16 protein-coding genes are annotated in these 16927 nt (G+C 48.5%); 7 read left to right on the top strand and 9 right to left on the bottom strand.

Annotated features, from left to right (window positions below):
* Window positions 1–250: 250 nt before the first annotated feature.
* Window positions 251–2551, top strand: coding sequence for an immunoglobulin-like domain-containing protein (locus L4D19_RS01535; protein ID WP_428450854.1), 2301 nt, complete (start codon window positions 251–253; stop codon window positions 2549–2551).
* Between the two features lie 44 nt (window positions 2552–2595).
* Here L4D19_RS01535 and L4D19_RS01530 read toward each other — a convergent pair whose 3' ends face one another.
* Together L4D19_RS01530 and L4D19_RS01525 are read right to left on the bottom strand one after the other, a co-directional pair.
* Window positions 2596–3000 (bottom strand): cupin domain-containing protein, encoded by a 405-nt coding sequence (locus L4D19_RS01530; protein WP_428450853.1) that lies wholly within the window; start codon window positions 2998–3000, stop codon window positions 2596–2598.
* 105 nt (window positions 3001–3105) lie between these two features.
* The gene (locus L4D19_RS01525; RefSeq protein WP_428450852.1) at window positions 3106–4020 is read right to left on the bottom strand and encodes a LysR substrate-binding domain-containing protein; all 915 of its coding nucleotides are present in this window, start codon (window positions 4018–4020) and stop codon (window positions 3106–3108) included.
* Window positions 4021–4145: 125 nt separating this feature from the next.
* Between L4D19_RS01525 and L4D19_RS01520 the strand changes: the two genes are divergently transcribed.
* Window positions 4146–5399: a D-amino acid dehydrogenase gene (locus L4D19_RS01520; protein ID WP_428450851.1), complete on the top strand. Its 1254-nt coding sequence runs from the start codon at window positions 4146–4148 to the stop codon at window positions 5397–5399.
* Window positions 5400–5415: 16 nt separating this feature from the next.
* Here L4D19_RS01520 and L4D19_RS01515 read toward each other — a convergent pair whose 3' ends face one another.
* A complete protein-coding gene (locus L4D19_RS01515) occupies window positions 5416–5604 on the bottom strand; it encodes a hypothetical protein (protein ID WP_428450850.1) in 189 nt (62 codons plus the stop codon).
* A gap of 223 nt (window positions 5605–5827) precedes the next feature.
* Here L4D19_RS01515 and L4D19_RS01510 point away from each other — a divergent pair, with 223 nt between their 5' ends.
* A complete protein-coding gene (locus L4D19_RS01510; RefSeq protein WP_160651606.1) occupies window positions 5828–6385 on the top strand; it encodes an NAD/FAD-utilizing enzyme in 558 nt (185 codons plus the stop codon).
* A gap of 80 nt (window positions 6386–6465) precedes the next feature.
* Here the strand turns inward: L4D19_RS01510 and L4D19_RS01505 are convergent, their stop codons facing one another.
* From L4D19_RS01505 to L4D19_RS01485, 5 genes are read right to left on the bottom strand one after another with little or no spacing between them, the layout of a single operon-like run.
* Complete coding sequence (locus L4D19_RS01505; RefSeq protein WP_428450849.1) at window positions 6466–6801, bottom strand: cytochrome C oxidase subunit IV family protein; 336 nt, start codon at window positions 6799–6801, stop codon at window positions 6466–6468.
* 12 nt (window positions 6802–6813) lie between these two features.
* Window positions 6814–7485 (bottom strand): heme-copper oxidase subunit III family protein, encoded by a 672-nt coding sequence (locus L4D19_RS01500; protein ID WP_428450848.1) that lies wholly within the window; start codon window positions 7483–7485, stop codon window positions 6814–6816.
* A gap of 13 nt (window positions 7486–7498) precedes the next feature.
* On the bottom strand, window positions 7499–8161 hold the full coding sequence (locus L4D19_RS01495; RefSeq protein ID WP_428450847.1) for a cytochrome c oxidase subunit 3: 663 nt from the start codon (window positions 8159–8161) through the stop codon (window positions 7499–7501).
* Window positions 8151–9953, bottom strand: coding sequence for a cytochrome c oxidase subunit I (gene ctaD, locus L4D19_RS01490; RefSeq protein ID WP_428450846.1), 1803 nt, complete (start codon window positions 9951–9953; stop codon window positions 8151–8153). The genes L4D19_RS01495 and ctaD overlap by 11 nt, the downstream gene beginning before the upstream one ends.
* A gap of 32 nt (window positions 9954–9985) precedes the next feature.
* Window positions 9986–11101 carry a cytochrome c oxidase subunit II gene (locus tag L4D19_RS01485; protein WP_428450845.1) on the bottom strand — a complete coding sequence of 372 codons (1116 nt, stop codon included), beginning with the start codon at window positions 11099–11101 and terminating at the stop codon, window positions 9986–9988.
* Between the two features lie 551 nt (window positions 11102–11652).
* On the opposite strand from L4D19_RS01485, the gene L4D19_RS01480 reads away from it, so the two are divergent.
* From L4D19_RS01480 to L4D19_RS01465, 4 genes are all read left to right on the top strand, one after another.
* Window positions 11653–13140, top strand: coding sequence for a serine hydrolase domain-containing protein (locus L4D19_RS01480; protein ID WP_428450844.1), 1488 nt, complete (start codon window positions 11653–11655; stop codon window positions 13138–13140).
* 149 nt (window positions 13141–13289) lie between these two features.
* A complete protein-coding gene (locus L4D19_RS01475; RefSeq protein ID WP_428450843.1) occupies window positions 13290–14207 on the top strand; it encodes a DUF808 domain-containing protein in 918 nt (305 codons plus the stop codon).
* Between the two features lie 68 nt (window positions 14208–14275).
* Window positions 14276–14863, top strand: a complete 588-nt coding sequence (locus tag L4D19_RS01470; RefSeq protein ID WP_428450842.1) for a hypothetical protein — start codon at window positions 14276–14278, stop codon at window positions 14861–14863.
* Window positions 14864–14899: 36 nt separating this feature from the next.
* Entirely contained in the window at window positions 14900–15337 is a 438-nt protein-coding gene (locus tag L4D19_RS01465; RefSeq protein ID WP_428450841.1) for a GNAT family N-acetyltransferase, read from the top strand.
* 20 nt (window positions 15338–15357) lie between these two features.
* Here L4D19_RS01465 and agp read toward each other — a convergent pair whose 3' ends face one another.
* Window positions 15358–16626, bottom strand: coding sequence for a bifunctional glucose-1-phosphatase/inositol phosphatase (gene agp, locus L4D19_RS01460; RefSeq protein WP_428450840.1), 1269 nt, complete (start codon window positions 16624–16626; stop codon window positions 15358–15360).
* Between the last annotated feature and the right edge of the window lie 301 nt (window positions 16627–16927).

The following is a 16927-nucleotide window of genomic DNA, read 5'->3' as shown; positions in this document are numbered from 1 at the left end:
TTATCAAGGTTTTGTAGTTTGATATGTTGCCAGCTATGATCTGATATGGCTTACAACTAGTCAGGAAGTGCTTGAATGTAATTGATTTAGGTTCAAGCACTCAGTATTCCCTTCAGCGATTCCACTATGTGTGAAATGTGTTTAATATGAGATCGCTTTCACATTGCTAATCTACTATAAATCATTCTAATTGTATGATTTATAAGCCTTCATTATATTCAGCTTAAACTTATCCAAAGAGCGAATAATAGTGAAATATCCAATCATCATCCCGTTAGCTTTGCTTCTTTCTGCTTGCGGTGGCGGCTCTTCATCTGATGCAACAACCACTTCTCAAGCGAATGAACAAGCAGAATCACCTCAACCAGCCGGTAAGGAACAAGATACACAGCCCCCTGTTATTTCGATTAGTGGTAGTCAGAACCTGACTGTAACCTTAGGTGAGAATTATCAGGACGAAGGAGCAACAGCTGTCGATGATGTGGATGGCACAGTCTCAGTGACGAGTGAAGGAAGTGTCAATAGTCAGCAGGTTGGTGTGTACACTATTCGTTATATTGCAGTCGATAAAGCTGGAAACTCATCAACGCTTGAGCGCACTGTTCATGTTGTTCTCGAGCCAGATCAGCAAGCACCGCAGTTATCATTAAATGGCGAGAGCAGTGTAAAGCTCGCTTTGGGAGCGAGTTATCAGGAGCTAGGAGCTAACGCCGTTGATAATATCGATGGTGAGGTAGCCGTTGTCATTGAAAACGGTGAGGTTGATACGTCGATAGTGGGTGAAACTGAAGTAGTCTATTCGGCGACTGATGGGCAAGGGAATAAGGCAACGATGTCCCGCATTGTTAAAGTAGCCAAGCCGAAAATCCTTTCATTAGATAAGCAGAATACGCTTGTTCCTGGGGCGACGGTTACAGCCAGTTCGGTGTGTGAATATTGTGATCCGACTAAGACACAATATACCTGGACGGTAAAAACAAGTGATAGCGATGTGTATCGTCGATCCGGTACGGACTTCTTGATGACCCCAACGTATGCGGGGCAGCCGGTAACTTTATCGGTAACCGCTTTTTCTGAGCGCGGAAGTGATAGCGATACCCAGTATGTTACTTATCAGCCTGTTCACATATCGAAATTGGTACAAAGTACTCATAGTTTTGCTGCCTTGATGACAGATGGTTCGGTATCTACATGGGGCTTTAATTGGATGAATGACGGAAATTATCAGGATGGTATAAGGGATGATGTCAGACCGCTGCTTTCCGATGTGATTATGCTAACCAGTAGCCCTGGCGTTCGAAATGGGGGATTTTTTGCAGCACAGCGTAGTAATGGTGTGGTGTTTAGTTGGGGCGACCCGAGAGTGAGAGCCAAGAACGGGGAGCAATTTGGGGCAGAGAAGTTGAAATGGCTGAAGAGCAGACAAGATATTATTGCCGGGCTGGAAGAAGGCGGTTTGCTGCATGTTGTATATATTGACTGTAATAATGGTGCAGGTGAATGTGAAAGCAAGTACGTAGAGGCTGCCAATGTTAAAGAGGTGGTATTTACACATCGTGCCATTGCGGCTCTGACAACTAATCACAGCCTATATACCTATGGTGATAGTACTATGGGAGGCGACTTGACGCTGGCCCGTCCATACCTCAAGACAGTGAAGGCTATTTATTCAAATAATAAGTCATTTACTGCTTTGAACACTGATGGAAGTGCAGTTTCATGGGGCGATCCCAGCAATGGTGGTGATTCAAGCTCTGTTCAAGAAAAACTCGTCAATATTCGCGAAGTGCAAGCAGCAGAAGGTGGCTATATTGCGTTAACGCAATCCGGGGAAGTGGTTGTATGGGGTGACATTAGTAAGCTTGATGATCGCACGCAACTAACCGAGCCGCTTACAGGAATTGAGTCAGTTGCATTTAACGGTTTTGCTTTTGCCGGGCTCAAAAAAGATGGCACCGTGCTGACGTGGGGTTTGCCTGAAAACGCGGGCTTTGGCGCTGATAGCGCGACTGAACAGGTTAATTTAAATAATGTAAATAAAATTATCAGCTTACCGCAGGCGTTTGCTGCTTATCATGATGATGACCAGATTACTTTCTGGGGTAAGGGTACAGGTGGAGTCCAACTGTCGGCCATTAACCCTGATGTCTACAAGCAGCTTGATGAGCCGACAAGAACATCGCATTGGGCGTTAAAATTTGGTTCGGCTCAGGTATTGAGTTGGAATGACATTTGTGACGTGACTATCGATGAGGAGGTTATGTTATCTGGTATCGATAAGACCGCCTCAAAGGGCAATTATAATGTTGCTGTTAAACAAGACGGTTCCGCTTTTGTTTGGGGCTCTATGGTGTTCGATACTTGTTCTGGAACAGGGCGCTCGACATACACCAATATTGAAGTAACTGAGCCGTATCTGGAAGGCGTATATTTTGTCACCAAGGAGAAAGAGCTGATTCACTATGGTAATTCAACCGTTGAGCGAGAACGAAGGGTCAATCAAATCGACCTTACCCCGGTAGATCGTATTATTGATAAATCAGCGTTTTAGTGCGCTAGCTCGACAGAAACGTTAAAGCAGGCCCATGGTCTGCTTTATTTTTTATCCAAGACGGTAACTTCCGCTCCCTTTTCGGCAAGATAGAAAACAATGATTTCCGCAGGTGTCTTGCCTGTATTTTCGCCAAAGTGCGAGGTGTTCATTACCTCGACAATGGTATCACCTTCTTTGAGTTCCAAAACCTGCTCAGATGTGGTTACTCTTAGCTCACCGCTTAATAATATTCCGGCGTTGATCACCGGGTGCTGATGCCAGGGTAGCTTTTCGCCGGGAGCAACGGTGATCTTCTTGATGGTGACTTCTGGCTGGTTCAGCGCGTAGGCCGGAAGTGTTTGCCCATCCCATGAACGTGTGGTCTTGACTAAATCCACGGATGTCGCGGCCTGGGTGGCGATAGAAAATGCCAATAGCCCGATAGCCAGTCCTTTCTGATATAACATTGTTGCTCTCCTGTTGTGCTCAGGGAATGAATAGGCTCATCTTCAGCTTGGGCAAGTAAAGTTAGCCTGATGAGGTGACTTGGGTAATCAATTTTTAGCACACGCTTATTCATTTGGAAAAAGTATCTGCTCATCGATTTTTAGTACCTGAGTATCGAGCCAGTCGACAAAACAGGCTATTGCCTGATTGTCGCGGTGCCGGATCAGATAGTATCCGGCATTGGCCGGAACCGGCTTGAAAGGCGAAACCAGTTTACCGGTCGCAAACTCTTCGTTGATCAGTGCGCAGCGGGCCATCGCTATCCCGAGCCCGGCTTCGGCGGCAGCCATGGCCATATCGGTGCGGTTAAAGTAGTGTCCATGCTGGCTGTCGGCAGAGATATTCATTGTTTGGAACCAGTAGTGCCACTCAAAGTCCTGACGAGCTTCCCGCCATGGCATCGCATCATGCAGCAATGTTGCAGTTTCCCAACATGCCTTGTTGTTCCAGTCGAATTTGTCTCTGTAGCCGGGGCTCATGACCGGTAGCAGATTCTCGCTGAGCAGCAGGGTACCGTTTCTCGGCGGCTGGCGGCAATAGTCGATCACCAGATCAAAGCTGGTGTCCTGGTGATCGACAAGGGCACCTTCGGCAAACGTCTGGATTTTGATGTCGGGATATTGTTGATAGAAATTCTGAAGCCTTGGTACTAGCCATTTAAAGGCAAAAGAAGGGGTAAGCTTGAGGCGAATCTCGCCTTCGGCTTCAGGTTGCTGAAGGCTTACCACGGTTTGATTAATATCATTCAGGCTTTGGCTTACTACTGCGTACAGCTGTTGTCCTTTTTCTGTCAGGCGAATACCTCGTGAGTGTCTGTCAAATAAAGGAAAATTGAGCTGCTGTTCCAGCTGGCGGATCTGCTGGCTGACAGCGCCAGTTGTGATGTGCAGGTGTTCGGCGGCCTGGGTGAAGCTGCCGAAGCGGGCCGCAATATCAAAGGTTGCCAGACCGGCCAGGGTACTGCTTTTGATCGGTTGCATGAAAAGCTCTTCCGTCTGCTTTTAGTAAAACTAAACACTGCTGTTAAATATTATCGATTGTTATGTAAATGTAAATAACGCATTCTCCGTTCCATAAAGTCGCCAGCAAACTAGAGAGTCGTGTGATGGAAGTGATTGTATTGGGAAGTGGTGTTATTGGTTTAACGTCGGCGTGGTATCTGGCCGAGGCCGGTCATGATGTGACTGTGGTCGAAAGGCAGCCCAAGAGCGCAGAAGAAACCAGCTTTGCCAATGCCGGACAAATTTCCTATGGCTACTCCTCTCCGTGGGCGGCACCGGGGATCCCGGTAAAAGCCATGAAGTGGCTGTTACAAAAACATGCGCCGCTGAAAATCAAACCGTCGGTATCGCCTGAACTGTATTTATGGGCGACGAAAATGCTGGCTAACTGTAACCAGAAAAAATACCAGGTCAACAAATCCAGGATGCTCCGGGTTGCCAACTATAGCCGTGAGTGCCTGTTGGAACTTCGTCAGCAGGAAGACTTAAGTTATGAGGGCCGACAGCAAGGAACATTGCAGGTGTTTCGCAATGAAGCCCAGATAGAAGCGGTCGCCAAAGATATTCAGGTACTGGCCGATAGCGGTACCCGTTATGAAGAGCTGAATGTGGAAGGCTGTATTGCGGTCGAGCCGGCACTGGCGAAGGTAAAAGACAAGCTGGTAGGCGGGTTGCGCCTGCCGGATGACGAGACCGGTGACTGCTACTTGTTCTGCCAACAGCTGACAGAGCTTGCCAGACAGGCTGGGGTAAAATTCATGTTTGATACGTCGGTGGAGCGCCTGAACCACAATAACGGCAATATCTCCTCGGTCACCACCAGTGCCGGAGAACTCAGCGCGGATGCGTATGTGGTGGCAATGGGCAGCTATTCCACATCATTGCTGGGATCACTTGGCATGGAGCTTCCTGTCTATCCGGTTAAAGGATATTCGTTGACCATACCCGTGACAGATTCAACGGCAGCACCGTTATCTACCGTGATGGATGAAACCTATAAGGTAGCCATGACACGGTTTGAGGATCGTATCCGGGTAGCAGGTACCGCCGAGCTGGCAGGGTTTGATTTCAGCCTGACCCAAAAGCGGAAAGAGACAATTTCGATGGTCATTCAGGATCTGTTTCCTGAAGGCGGAGATATCAAGCAAGCGGAGTTCTGGAGTGGTTTGCGACCAATGACACCGGACGGTACGCCAGTGATCGGCAAGACGCCTTTTGCCAACCTTTTCACCAATACGGGTCACGGCACACTGGGGTGGACCATGGCATGTGGCTCAGGAAAAATGCTGGCAGATATCGTCAGTGGTCGCAATCCAGATATCGACCCTGACGGACTGGATGTATTCCGTTACGTCTGATAAATCTGCGAAGCTATCAGCAGTTGCCTTTTTTGGCTTGCCCTGGCGGACAGAAACTGCCATTTCCGTGGTTGCTGCTACTCTTGGTTTCGTCAGTTGTTGCTCTGATATTTACGCCGTCAACTTCGCCCTCGACGTGGGTTAACTGGCAGCCGCCAAGAAACAGGGTAAACAGAATAACGCTAATAAGTGGGTAGTTTTTCATTGCTGTAGAATGGTCTGTGTTCAATTGTTCACGCGAGTATATGTGGTGCGGCCGAAGTGATTGTTAGGGAAAAGTCAGAGAAATGTCAGCAAGCCAAAATAATAGGCTGAATGTGTATTAAAATTTAACTACGAATAGTTTTTTCTATTGTTGCTAATCACTGACATCGCTCTGAATGAATAAGACATGGGTTCGGTGTGGTATTCAGTGCCGGGAGGCCGTAATGAAGCGGGTCTTTTACATTAGTGATGACCTAGACGATCTGGAGTTGGTGGAATATGAATTGGAGTTGAGCGGGATCAGCCCGCCACAAATACATGTTCTGACCGACAACGATACCGAGGTTGCCAGCCATCACCACCTTCACCCCGTGAAGTCTATTATGCGTAACGATATTATTCACTCGACCGAGATTGGAGCCGTTGTCGGTGTCTGTGCCGCTGCTATTGTATTGCTGGTTGCTTTTTTGTCTGGTGCAACAGAAACGGTAGGTTGGGTTCCGTTCGTTATGTTGGCCATTGTGATGCTCGGATTTATTACCTGGGAAGGCGGATTGTTTGGGATTCAGGAGCTGCACTACCAGTTCCGCCGTTTCAAGCAGGTGTTGAAATCAGGCAAGCATGTATTAATGGTCGATGTAGAGCCAAACCAGGAAATTACTCTGGCCAATGTGACCCTGGCCCATGACAAGTTAAAGCCCGCCGGCATAGGCAAGGCTCCACCGCACTGGTTGATAGCAACCCAGAATGGCTGGGCGAAAATGAAGCGAACGCTGCCGTAGTGATATGTCCTATGTTGAGCTCTAAACGCTGATTGCAAAATAAATAGGGAGGCCTGCGAGCCTCCCTGTTTAGTTATCAACTATTCGTTAAAAAAGACTTCCCGTAGCTGGAATATGTAGTCAGCCTCGCTGGCCATCAGAATCACGAGAACCAGCAATACCAGTGGTGGTAAGAAGATGGTGTAAACCAGTGCCAGCCGCTCCCACAGCATGTGCATAAATACACTGGCGATAAGGCCGGCCTTCAGAATCATAAACAGTAGAATTAAGCTCCAGCGCAGCAGTCCCTCAAGATGGTAGTAGTCGACCATATAAGACAGGGTACTGAGCACAAATAACAGCCCCCATATTTTCAAATATAGGCTAATGGGATGTTGCTGCTTATGCTCGGTCGTACTTGAGTGTGCAGTGTCCATGTTCAAATCCTCCTACCACAAGTAGAAAAAGGCGAAGATGAAAACCCAGACCAAATCGACGAAATGCCAGTAAAGGCCGGCGATCTCGACGATCTCGTAGTTGCCGCTGCGCTCGTAGTTTCCCCGCCATACCTTTGCGGCCACAATAAGCAGATAGAGAACGCCGATACTGACGTGCAAGCCGTGGAAACCGGTGATCATAAAAAAGCTTGCCCCGAACTGGGCTGCCCCTGACTCGTTACCCCAAGGGCGTACGCCTTCCTCGATCAGCTTGGTCCACTCGAATGCCTGCATGCCGACAAAGCTGAGGCCGAACAGAGCGGTGATCACCATCAGTAGTGCCGTGAGGCGGCGTTTTCGTTGGTACCCGGCATTGACCGCCATCGCCATGGTGCCGCTGCTGGTGATCAGAATGAACGTCATGATCGCAATCAGGATCAGCGGAATTGACTGACCGGCGATGGTCAGGGCAAAGACTTCACTAGGGATCGGCCATGGGGTTGTGGTTGTCATTCTGACCGCCATATAGCCGGTCAGGAAACAGCCGAAGACAAAGATATCGCTTAGCAGGAACAGCCACATCATGGCTTTGTTGGATGAAATGCGGAATACGGCTTGGTCCGCAGAGTAGTCCGCAACGATGGATGCCCATTGGCCGGACTGTGTTGACGGGGAATCGGCCATACGTATTTACCTCTTATGTAAATCGCAACAGCCCCAATAAAAACAACCAGACAAAGAGTAAAAAATGCCAATACCGGGTGCAGAGGTTCAATGACTGGTAAAGGGAGTCACTGCGTCTGCGGACAGCGTGGTAAACCGCTATCGCCAGGGCTACCAGCCCACCCAGCACATGCAGTCCATGCAGGCCAGTTAACAGGTAGAAAAAGCTGTTGGCCGGGTTGCCCCCGACACTGTAATTCAACGCAAGCAGGTGTTGCCATGCCCAAAGCTGAGCTCCAACAAAGCCCAACGTAAAAAATACCGCGAGGTTCAGCAAGGCGCGGCAGGCATGGATGGAGGGCAGCAGTGCTGCCTTGCGACAACTCAGGTGCATTGCTACACAGCTCATGACAAGCATAGCAGTGCTGATACTGAGCTGCCACGGTTCACCGAGTGGTTGCCAGTCATTGAGAGTCATCCTGATCCGGTAGGCCACCGAGAACAGAAAAAACAGCATAGTGACCACGGCTATCAGGAGCCAGACGCCGGTGGAGGCAGAAGCATTTTCCATGGGGGGAAAGTACTTTCTGTCGGCGTCCGGGCTGAGGGTCACCTTGGCTTGATTTGGCTGGCCATTCTGCTCAAGGTTCTTGTGTTCATGAGCATCGTCTTTGCGACTATGGTATTCAGGCTTCATCGCTGTCCCTCTTCAGATCATTTGGCGAGGAAAGGTCTTCATCGGCACTGGAGGCGTGCTGGTCTGGTTGCTGCGCGGGCGGAGCGTTCTGCGGAATGTAGTCCTCGTCATGTCCCGGTACACTAAAGTCATAGGCCCATCGGTAGACAATAGGGAGCGATGGGCCCCAGTTGCCGTGTCGGGGAGGCGTATCGGGTGTTTGCCACTCCAGTGAGGTAGCCTGCCAGGGGTTTCCCGTTGCCTGCTTGCCTTTCTTGTGGCTCCAGAACAGGTTGAAGATGAATATCAGCTGCGCGGCGCCGACAATCAGGGCGGCGATGGTAATGAAGGCATTGAGGCTCTGGGCCGATTCCGGAATAAAGCTGTAGTCATCGTAGGCATAGTATCGGCGCGGCATACCGAGGATCCCAAGATAGTGCATTGGGAAGTAGATGGCGTAGGTACCGAGAAAAGTGACCCAGAAGTGCAGGTGGCCGAGGGGCTCATTGAGCATTCGTCCGGTGATCTTGGGATACCAGTGATATATCCCGCCAAAGATGACAAGAATAGGGGAGACGCCCATTACCATATGAAAGTGGGCAATGACGAAGTAGGTATCTGATAAAGGGATGTCGACTATCACATTGCCAAGGAACAGGCCGGTTAATCCGCCAATAATAAAGCTGCTCATAAATGCCAGGGCAAATAGCATCGGCAGGCTTAGATGGATATCCCCCCGCCAGAGGGTAAACAGCCAGTTGTAGACCTTGATAGCGGTAGGCACAGCAATCACAAGGGTGGTAGTTGCAAAGAAAAAACCAAAATACGGATTCATTCCGCTGACATACATGTGGTGTGCCCAGACAATAAAGCTTAGTGCTGCAATTCCCAGTATGGCCCATACCATCATTTTGTAGCCAAAGATGTTTTTGCGCGCATGGATGCTGATCAAATCGGAAACGATTCCGAAGGCTGGCAAGGCAACAATATAGACCTCGGGGTGGCCAAAGAACCAGAACAGGTGCTGGAACAGGATCGGGCTACCGCCGCCGTAGTCGGTCTGCTGGCCCATCGAGATAATCGCGGGCATGAAGAAGCTCGATCCGAGCAGCTTATCGAACAGCATCATAATGGCGCTGACCAACAGTGCAGGGAAGGCCAGCAATGCCATGATCGAAGCGGTAAATATGCCCCATACCGTTAGCGGCATGCGCAATAGTGTCATCCCCTCGGTACGGGCCTGCAGTACGGTGGTGACATAGTTCAGGCCTCCCATTGTTGCCGCGACGATAAAGACTGCCAGTGAGATCAGCATCAGCACAATTCCCCAGTCGGTACCGGGAGTGCCGGGCATAATGGCCTGGGGCGGGTAGAGCGTCCAGCCAGCACCTGTCGGCCCTCCGGTGACGAAGAAGCTGGCGATAAGGATCAGCGAGGCTAGCAGATAAAACCAAAAACTGAGCATATTGAGGAACGGGAACACCATGTCGCGGGCACCGACCATCAGCGGGATCAGGTAGTTGCCAAAACCGCCAAGGAACAGAGCCGTCAGCAGGTATACCACCATGATCATTCCGTGCAGGGTCATAGACTGGTAGTAAGTATTTACATCGATGAAATCGAACTGACCGGGAAATCCGAGCTGCAGGCGCATCAGCCACGACAGGACCAGAGCGATCAGGCCCATGAATATCGCGGTGAGTGAGTACTGGATAGCGATGACCTTGTGATCCTGGCTCCAGACATACTTGGCCCAGAATGATTGGGGATGATCATCCGAATCGCCGTTATGTGAGGTGTTGTAAATGGACATGGTCCTTTCCCCCTTTGCTCTTGGAGCGTTGTCTATGGGCTGGGCGATGGTTCCGATACTGCTTTGATATAGGCAATGATTGCTTCGACTTCCCGGTCGTCAAACTGGTAGACCGGCATGATGGCAGGATAGCCTTTGACGATTTCGGCTCCGGCATTGAGGATGGCGGTACGCAGGTAATCATCATCAACCACTACTTCGGTATCGTCAGACATCAGCTCGGTTTTGCCGTACAGGCCAAGCCAGGTGGGACCAACGCCGGGTTTGCCGTCCAGGCTGTGACAGGCGATACAGCCATTGACTTCCGACAGGGTTTTACCCAACTCGACAAGGTCGGTGATATCGCTGGTGGCCTGTGGTTGCTGGCTGTCGGCAAAGGTCGGTTGCGTTGCCAGCCAGGCCCCGAAGCTGGCGTCATCCTCAACAATAACCCGTCCGCGCATATTGAAATGCCCAATGCCGCACAGCTCGGCGCAAAGAATGTCGAAGGTGCCGCGTTGAGTCGGGGTAAACCAGAAATAGGTCACAGTACCGGGCACCAGATCCATCTTGGCGCGAAATTGCGGGACGTTAAAGTCATGCAGGACGTCTTTCGACCGGAGCAAGACTTTTAACGGGGTGAATAACGGCAGGTGTACCTCGGGGCCGAGAATGACTTTGTCATCGGCCGAGGCCGGATCGTCCGGATCCAGTCCCATAGGGTTAGTAGGGGAGATAAACTGAATACCGGTTTGTCCTAGCTGATTATCTTTGCCGGGAAAGCGAAAGCTCCATTTCCATTGCTCGCCGACTACCTCGAAAGTCTGTGCTTCATCAGGCACAGTGACGAACTTGCCATAGACCACCAGCCCTGGTGCCAGCAGTGCAACAATCCCGACGGTAGTGAGGCCGATAAGCCACGCCTCGAGCTTTTTGCTTTCCGGCTGATAGGTCGACTTTCGCCCGGGCTTATGGCGGTAACGGATCACTATCCAGGCAATCAGCAGGTTGATAACAATAAAAAATGCACCGGTAATGATGATAGTCAGTGTGAAGGCATCATCGATCTCGCCCCAGTTTGATGCAGCAGGCGTCAACCACCACGGACTGTAATAGTGGAATGCAACGGAGGCAATGACAATCAGTATCAAGGCAATGGCAATAGCCATACAGAAAGCACCTTAAATCGTTACTGGTTCTGTCCTTGATAAATACAGCAGAAAAATGTTCTCCCGCGAAGGGCGCCCGAAATCAATGGTGTTAGCGTGCTCTGCCGAGCCGAATGAATATGGATATTTTATAGTAAATTAGCTTAGTGGAGGAATGTGGTGTCCGCGAGTTGATAACTGTTTTTCTACTGCGCTGCTACAAAACTGAGAATGGTATACGTGTGGAAGCAAAGAATTGAAGTACTGCTGGATATCTATTAATAGAACACATGCTCTATTAAATCGAAAAAGAAAGTTATGCTTCTAAATTGTGCTGATATGGGCAATAAATTGCTTTTAGCGGGGGGCAATTTCGTGAGCTGACAACAGTTTTTATCGTCGTCTGCTTTGAGGCAAATGACTGACTGTTATAGTCAAGTTTATTACCTATTCTAAATCAATTGGATAGCAGGGTTCTGCCTAGCAAGTAGTACAGCAGGATTAATTAGGTAAGCAAGCTAGTAATCTAGTCTGCTACCGCCTTGTTAGCGTAATGTGTACTTAAGGAAGGTATGAAATTGCGTATTAAGCTTTGTGACTGGACGATTGGCTCCCCACCTCAACAGCGCTCGAACTTGATTCGTCAACTTATCTCTTCTCTCTGCTGGGTTCTGTGTTTCCTGTTATTTCCGACAAAGGCCATAGCAAGTGATGTTGACCCTTATGTCGGGATATATAAGGCGGACATCGGCCTTATCCCCTATACCGTGATTAAAAAGCACGGGCAGCGTTATTTCGCACATGTGTCCCCGAGCTCGGTCGAGCTGGTGATTGATGAAACCGGTAAATTCAAAGCAAAGAATGCGAATATTGACATCTACGGCCAATTCAAAAGTGAGCAAGATGGACGATATCAACTAAAAGCGGTCAGTCTCTATGGGGTACGGCACGTCTACCGACGAGAAGTCTTAGACCCGCAGAGATATATTTCCGCCCTGTACAGTGACTCGCAAGCCTATAGTGAGTTCAGTCACCCCTCGAGTGAACAGTGTGCTGCCCCCTACCCAGATGCCCGAGTTGCCGGAGAGAAGTGGTTAAAGCGCTCGCCCCAAATGCAGTCTTTAGTTAGCAAAATAGAAGGCGGCCGTTTGGATTACGGAATGATAAATAGTTTGCTGATCCTCAAAGATGGCGAACTGGTATTCGAACGTTACTTCAACGGCTGGCAGGCGAGTGAACCCCATATGATGTTGTCAGTGAGCAAAAGTCTGACATCACTGCTGGTGGGGATGGCTGTTAAACAGGGGGCTATAAAAGATATCAACCAATCCGCTGTGAGTTATTTGCCAGACTATAAAATGTATTTCCAGGGAGATAGAAAGAGGCTTACTCTCAGGCACCTATTGACGATGTCTCCCAGCCTGTACTGGGACAACTGGTTGAGACATCAAGATAGCTCGCCCAATACTGCGGGCAACGAATTAAATGGTGATGATTCTGTTGCCTATGTGTTGTCGCAGCCACTAAGTACGACTAAAGGCAGTATTACTTACAGCGGACGAATGGTGAGTGTGATGGGGGAGATTCTCCGTGTTGCCAGCAAACAGCCATCTGTCAGCGAGTACGCCAGAAAAGGCCCTTTGTCGGCCCTGTGTTTTCAGAATGCCTTCTGGGTCAAGCAGAAAGATCAGCGCTCCAATGTGGCCGGCGGTGTCGTATTGCGGCCTCGTGATATGTTGAAGCTGGGGCAACTGGTGCTCAATGAAGGCGAATGGAACGGGAAGCAGCTATTTGATGCCGATTGGATTAACGAGTCGATGAAACCGGCCTCGTCATCCGAGACCAGCGGAAATAAATACAGCTATTTCTGGTGGAATTCTGCCTATTATCATCAAGGTAAGAAATATCCGGCCATCAAGGCCGTTGGTTATGGCGGGCAGGAGATCGCCATTGTCAAAGATCTTGATTTGGTCGTTGTAAAAACGGCCAACAGCTTTTTTTCGGGATCGTTAATAGACAAGATCATGACTGACGACGTGTTACCGACACTGGTGAAGTAATTACTCGTAGTCGCCATTGCTTTGGCAAAGCGAAAAGTGACGGCGGCAGTAAAATTACAGTTAACCAGTCACGAACAGTTTGATGCGACAGAGAACGTTCGCTATGTTTAAAAAATATTCTCGTAAAATCTGACTGTTAGGAGTGCTATGTGGCTGGAGCAAGTTTATTGGTCCTATTAGACGATATCGCGACTGTGCTTGATGATGTGGCGGTGATGAGTAAAGTTGCCGCCCGAAAGACGGCTGGCGTGTTAGGTGATGATCTTGCTTTGAATGCCCAGCAGGTTTCAGGCGTGAGGGCCGAAAGGGAGATACCGGTTGTCTGGGCTGTAGCCAAAGGATCATTTCGAAACAAGTTAATATTGGTTCCGGCTGCTTTGCTGATCAGTGCTTTTGCCCCGTGGCTGATCACCCCAATGCTACTTGTTGGTGGCCTGTTTCTTTGCTACGAAGGATTTGAAAAAGTCGTCGAGAAAATGTTTCATTCCCCGCAGCTAAAAGAGTCCGAACTGCTAGATGGCTTGGATAAAGCCGACGATGTTGTTGAGTTTGAAAAGCAAAAGATCAAAGGTGCGATTAGGACGGACTTTGTCTTGTCGGCTGAGATTATTGTGATTGCGCTGGGTACGGTGCAGGAAGTGCCTATTGTTACCCAGGTACTGGTGATCAGCCTGATTGCCGTATTGATGACTATCGGTGTCTATGGGTTAGTGGCGGGTATCGTCAAACTCGATGACCTAGGGCTGTACCTGGTTAAAAATAGCTATGTTGCATCTTTTAAACATGCGATTGGTAATGCATTAATCAACGCCGCGCCATATTTGATGAAGTTTTTAGCCTTGGTTGGCACCATAGCCATGTTCTTAGTCGGTGGCGGTATCGTTGTCCACAGTATCCCGAACTCTCATGCATTAGTTCACCTACTTGTTGAGCGGGTTGACATGATCCCCGGCGGCCCACTCATGCTACCGGCTCTGGTTAATGCGGTAATAGGACTACTATCAGGTGCTCTCGTACTTGCCGGGATATCTTTCTTCGGCCGTGTAAAGGCAATGACGAAAGAGTAAATTAGGTCATTGGATAATTTGGTATTAACATGGCCAGATATGTTTAGCCTGATCTGATTGAGATTAAAATGAAAAACGCCTTACTTGCGATAGCCGTTAGCTCCTTTATGGGGCTATCGAGTTTCGGCGTCTCTGCCGATACTGTTCCCGTTGCCTTCCAAGACATCCCAGAAGTGATGGCCGAGTTTGACTCTGCCAAAGAGTTTCGTAAGAAGGCGCTGACCTATGGCCGCCTGCCTCATCATAGTGAAATTGGCCGGGCATTTCCGACCTATGTCGCCGACGAGGCAGGAAAGCCGGTACTGGAAACTGAGAACGAGCTGTCTGATGCTGTGGTGATTGCCCGTAACCCTGATCCTGTGAGTGGTGCCGTTTTCAACGAGTGGTTGGTCCCTAAGGATAAATGGGAGACGACATACGGCAAGCTGCCTGAATTCACCGAGTTTGAACCCTTCAAGCGGATCAAGACCATTAGGGCTATTCCTATTACCGATGAAGTCCTCACCATGCTAGGTAGCGAGAACGGAGACACTGCCGTTATTGCGGTTGAATGGAATGATAAAGGAATGACTGTATACAAAGGTGGCTACTTAGCCGATGGCGGATACGGTATTGCTCCCGAAGAGATGGCGAAGACGTATGAGGAAGTTGAATAAAAGCCAGACTGGTTTTTTTGATATTTAGAGACAGACGTGAATATAACAACAAGAATGGCAACTGAAGAGGACTTCGGTTTCGCCTACCAGTTAAAGAAAGCGGCTGAATACGGGCCTATTAAGGCGGTATTTGGCTGGGATGAGGTGCTACAACAGAAGTTGCACCGTCAAGAGTGGTCTGAGTGCAAGCCTATTCTGATTTTGTCTGATGGTGAGCCCATTGGTTCGTATCTGGTCAAGGAGAGCGAGGAACACCTGTATTTTGGGCGGTTCTTCTTGTTTCCGGAATGCCATGGCAGGGGGATTGGCAGTGCCATTCTGGCTGACGTAACTAAACATGCAGACCAGCAACAACTAACCTGCAGATTAGACTATTTGCAGGGCAACCGTGTTGGCCGCCTGTATGAACGCTATGGCTTTAAGAAAGTCAGTGAAAATTCACAGTTTATTTTTATGGAGCGAAAGCCTAACTAAGTTAGGCTTTCGCTAGCTAGTTATTTTCTAATATTGGCTAACTTTGTTTTAAAGATATCAAAGGAGCAGAAGCCGTTGCTGTCAACCGGGCAGCCGTTCATTTCCAGTACTACGCGTTGAGCCGGGTTATCTAGTGTCAGCGGGGTTAAGTTTCTAATTTGTTCTGCCGATTGGTACACATACTCAAGTTTAACAAGGTCTTGATTTTCTGGACTCTTCCAGCGTTCAAACACAACCTTTCCACCGATAGGGGTATTCTCGAAAGTGTTGGGCAGGACATAGGGTTTTACATCTAGTGCAGAGAGGATGGAAACAACATTTGAGTCGTGTCCGACCAAAACGGCTAATTTGTTTTCACTGTGGATGGTCATGGTTTTGTCGATGTAATCAACCAGTGGTTTGGCGACATGTTTGGCAACATACGGTGCACCGAATAGCAGCTCTCCATATTTATCTTTGATTTTTGCCAAGGTTAACCATTCTTGATCATTTTTTATTTTCCCCCAGGCGACATCGTTTTCTGGGTAACCGTCATAGTACTGCAAAATAAAGGCATCTGAGATGATAGTCCCAAGACGGATTGGGCCTGATACCCCCGGTTCCTTGTTGTTTACGATCCTTAGTGATGTCGGTATCGAAGCAATATTACATTGCCCTTCTTTCTTACACATTTCGGAATGTTTGAAGTCGACAATCTTGCTTAGCAAGTCATAAGCAGGCTTAAGCTCGGCATTCAGGCCATCTAAACCTTGTGCACTGGCTTTTTTCTGCATAGCGGCGAGGGCATTTTTTTCGAACTCCTCTGAGCCATCGCGAATTACTGGGCTGAAGGTGTAATCCATGGTATCGAGAGCTTCGCGGTTCTCAACAGGTATATTACAACCCGGGAATGCACCGGCAGCAAAAAACTCAGCAGTTGCGATAGTACGTTGTTTGCTATTGGCATAGACAATCACGTCTTCTGACTTGGGGCAGGTATCTTTAGCGAACATGTTATTTTCGACCAGCCAAGAGTTCATGTATTTTCCAAAGTAGGCTTCCAGCACACCTCCTTTGGGTGTTAACCAGCTGCCCTTTGTCTCCCATGCAGGAAAAGTTAATGCACTGGACTTTTCTAATGTACTACCGCCGGTTGCAAGTGGGGCGCGCAAACCGTGGCGGCTAACCATAACAACCTGTTTCAGTTTATAGCCGTCTAGCGGTTGGGAATCGGAGCTTGCATAAACAGATGAGGACAGAGCGGCTAATATACCAATAGTAAGTACATTGAATTGAGTTTTTTTCATCATTCATCTCCAGGATGACAATTGATTTTATTGGTTATGATATTGATTTTGTAATTTCAAAATCATTGAATCACCTGGATGAAAACGAAAACAAATCCGAGATCACATAGAATTGAATATGAACATTTCAACTAAATTCTTTCACTTATAAAGGAAGTGAAGATTTTTAAATGTATTTATATTTTTATATAAACAGGATAATGTTCACCGTTATTGACCTGAAAGCTTTCAACAGTGAAAGAAAGGGGTTAAATAACGAGTATGAATATCTTTCAATTTATGGTGTTAGCAAGATCACATAATT

Source organism: Photobacterium kasasachensis, assembly GCF_050336885.1.
GTDB classification, from domain to species: Bacteria; Pseudomonadota; Gammaproteobacteria; order Enterobacterales; family Vibrionaceae; genus Photobacterium; species Photobacterium kasasachensis.
The sequence above is the reverse complement of the archived record's forward strand: the minus strand, read 5'-3'. Positions and strand labels throughout refer to the sequence as shown.

Coding starts and splice junctions, on each gene's coding strand:
- L4D19_RS01530 (WP_428450853.1), bottom strand. CDS start 3,000: ATGTTATATCAGAAAGGACTGGCTATCGGGCTATTGGCATTTTCTATC.
- L4D19_RS01525 (WP_428450852.1), bottom strand. CDS start 4,020: ATGCAACCGATCAAAAGCAGTACCCTGGCCGGTCTGGCAACCTTTGAT.
- L4D19_RS01520 (WP_428450851.1), top strand. CDS start 4,146: ATGGAAGTGATTGTATTGGGAAGTGGTGTTATTGGTTTAACGTCGGCG.
- L4D19_RS01515 (WP_428450850.1), bottom strand. CDS start 5,604: ATGAAAAACTACCCACTTATTAGCGTTATTCTGTTTACCCTGTTTCTT.
- L4D19_RS01510 (WP_160651606.1), top strand. CDS start 5,828: ATGAAGCGGGTCTTTTACATTAGTGATGACCTAGACGATCTGGAGTTG.
- L4D19_RS01505 (WP_428450849.1), bottom strand. CDS start 6,801: ATGGACACTGCACACTCAAGTACGACCGAGCATAAGCAGCAACATCCC.
- L4D19_RS01500 (WP_428450848.1), bottom strand. CDS start 7,485: ATGGCCGATTCCCCGTCAACACAGTCCGGCCAATGGGCATCCATCGTT.
- L4D19_RS01495 (WP_428450847.1), bottom strand. CDS start 8,161: ATGAAGCCTGAATACCATAGTCGCAAAGACGATGCTCATGAACACAAG.
- ctaD (WP_428450846.1), bottom strand. CDS start 9,953: ATGTCCATTTACAACACCTCACATAACGGCGATTCGGATGATCATCCC.
- L4D19_RS01485 (WP_428450845.1), bottom strand. CDS start 11,101: ATGGCTATTGCCATTGCCTTGATACTGATTGTCATTGCCTCCGTTGCA.
- L4D19_RS01480 (WP_428450844.1), top strand. CDS start 11,653: ATGAAATTGCGTATTAAGCTTTGTGACTGGACGATTGGCTCCCCACCT.
- L4D19_RS01470 (WP_428450842.1), top strand. CDS start 14,276: ATGAAAAACGCCTTACTTGCGATAGCCGTTAGCTCCTTTATGGGGCTA.
- agp (WP_428450840.1), bottom strand. CDS start 16,626: ATGATGAAAAAAACTCAATTCAATGTACTTACTATTGGTATATTAGCC.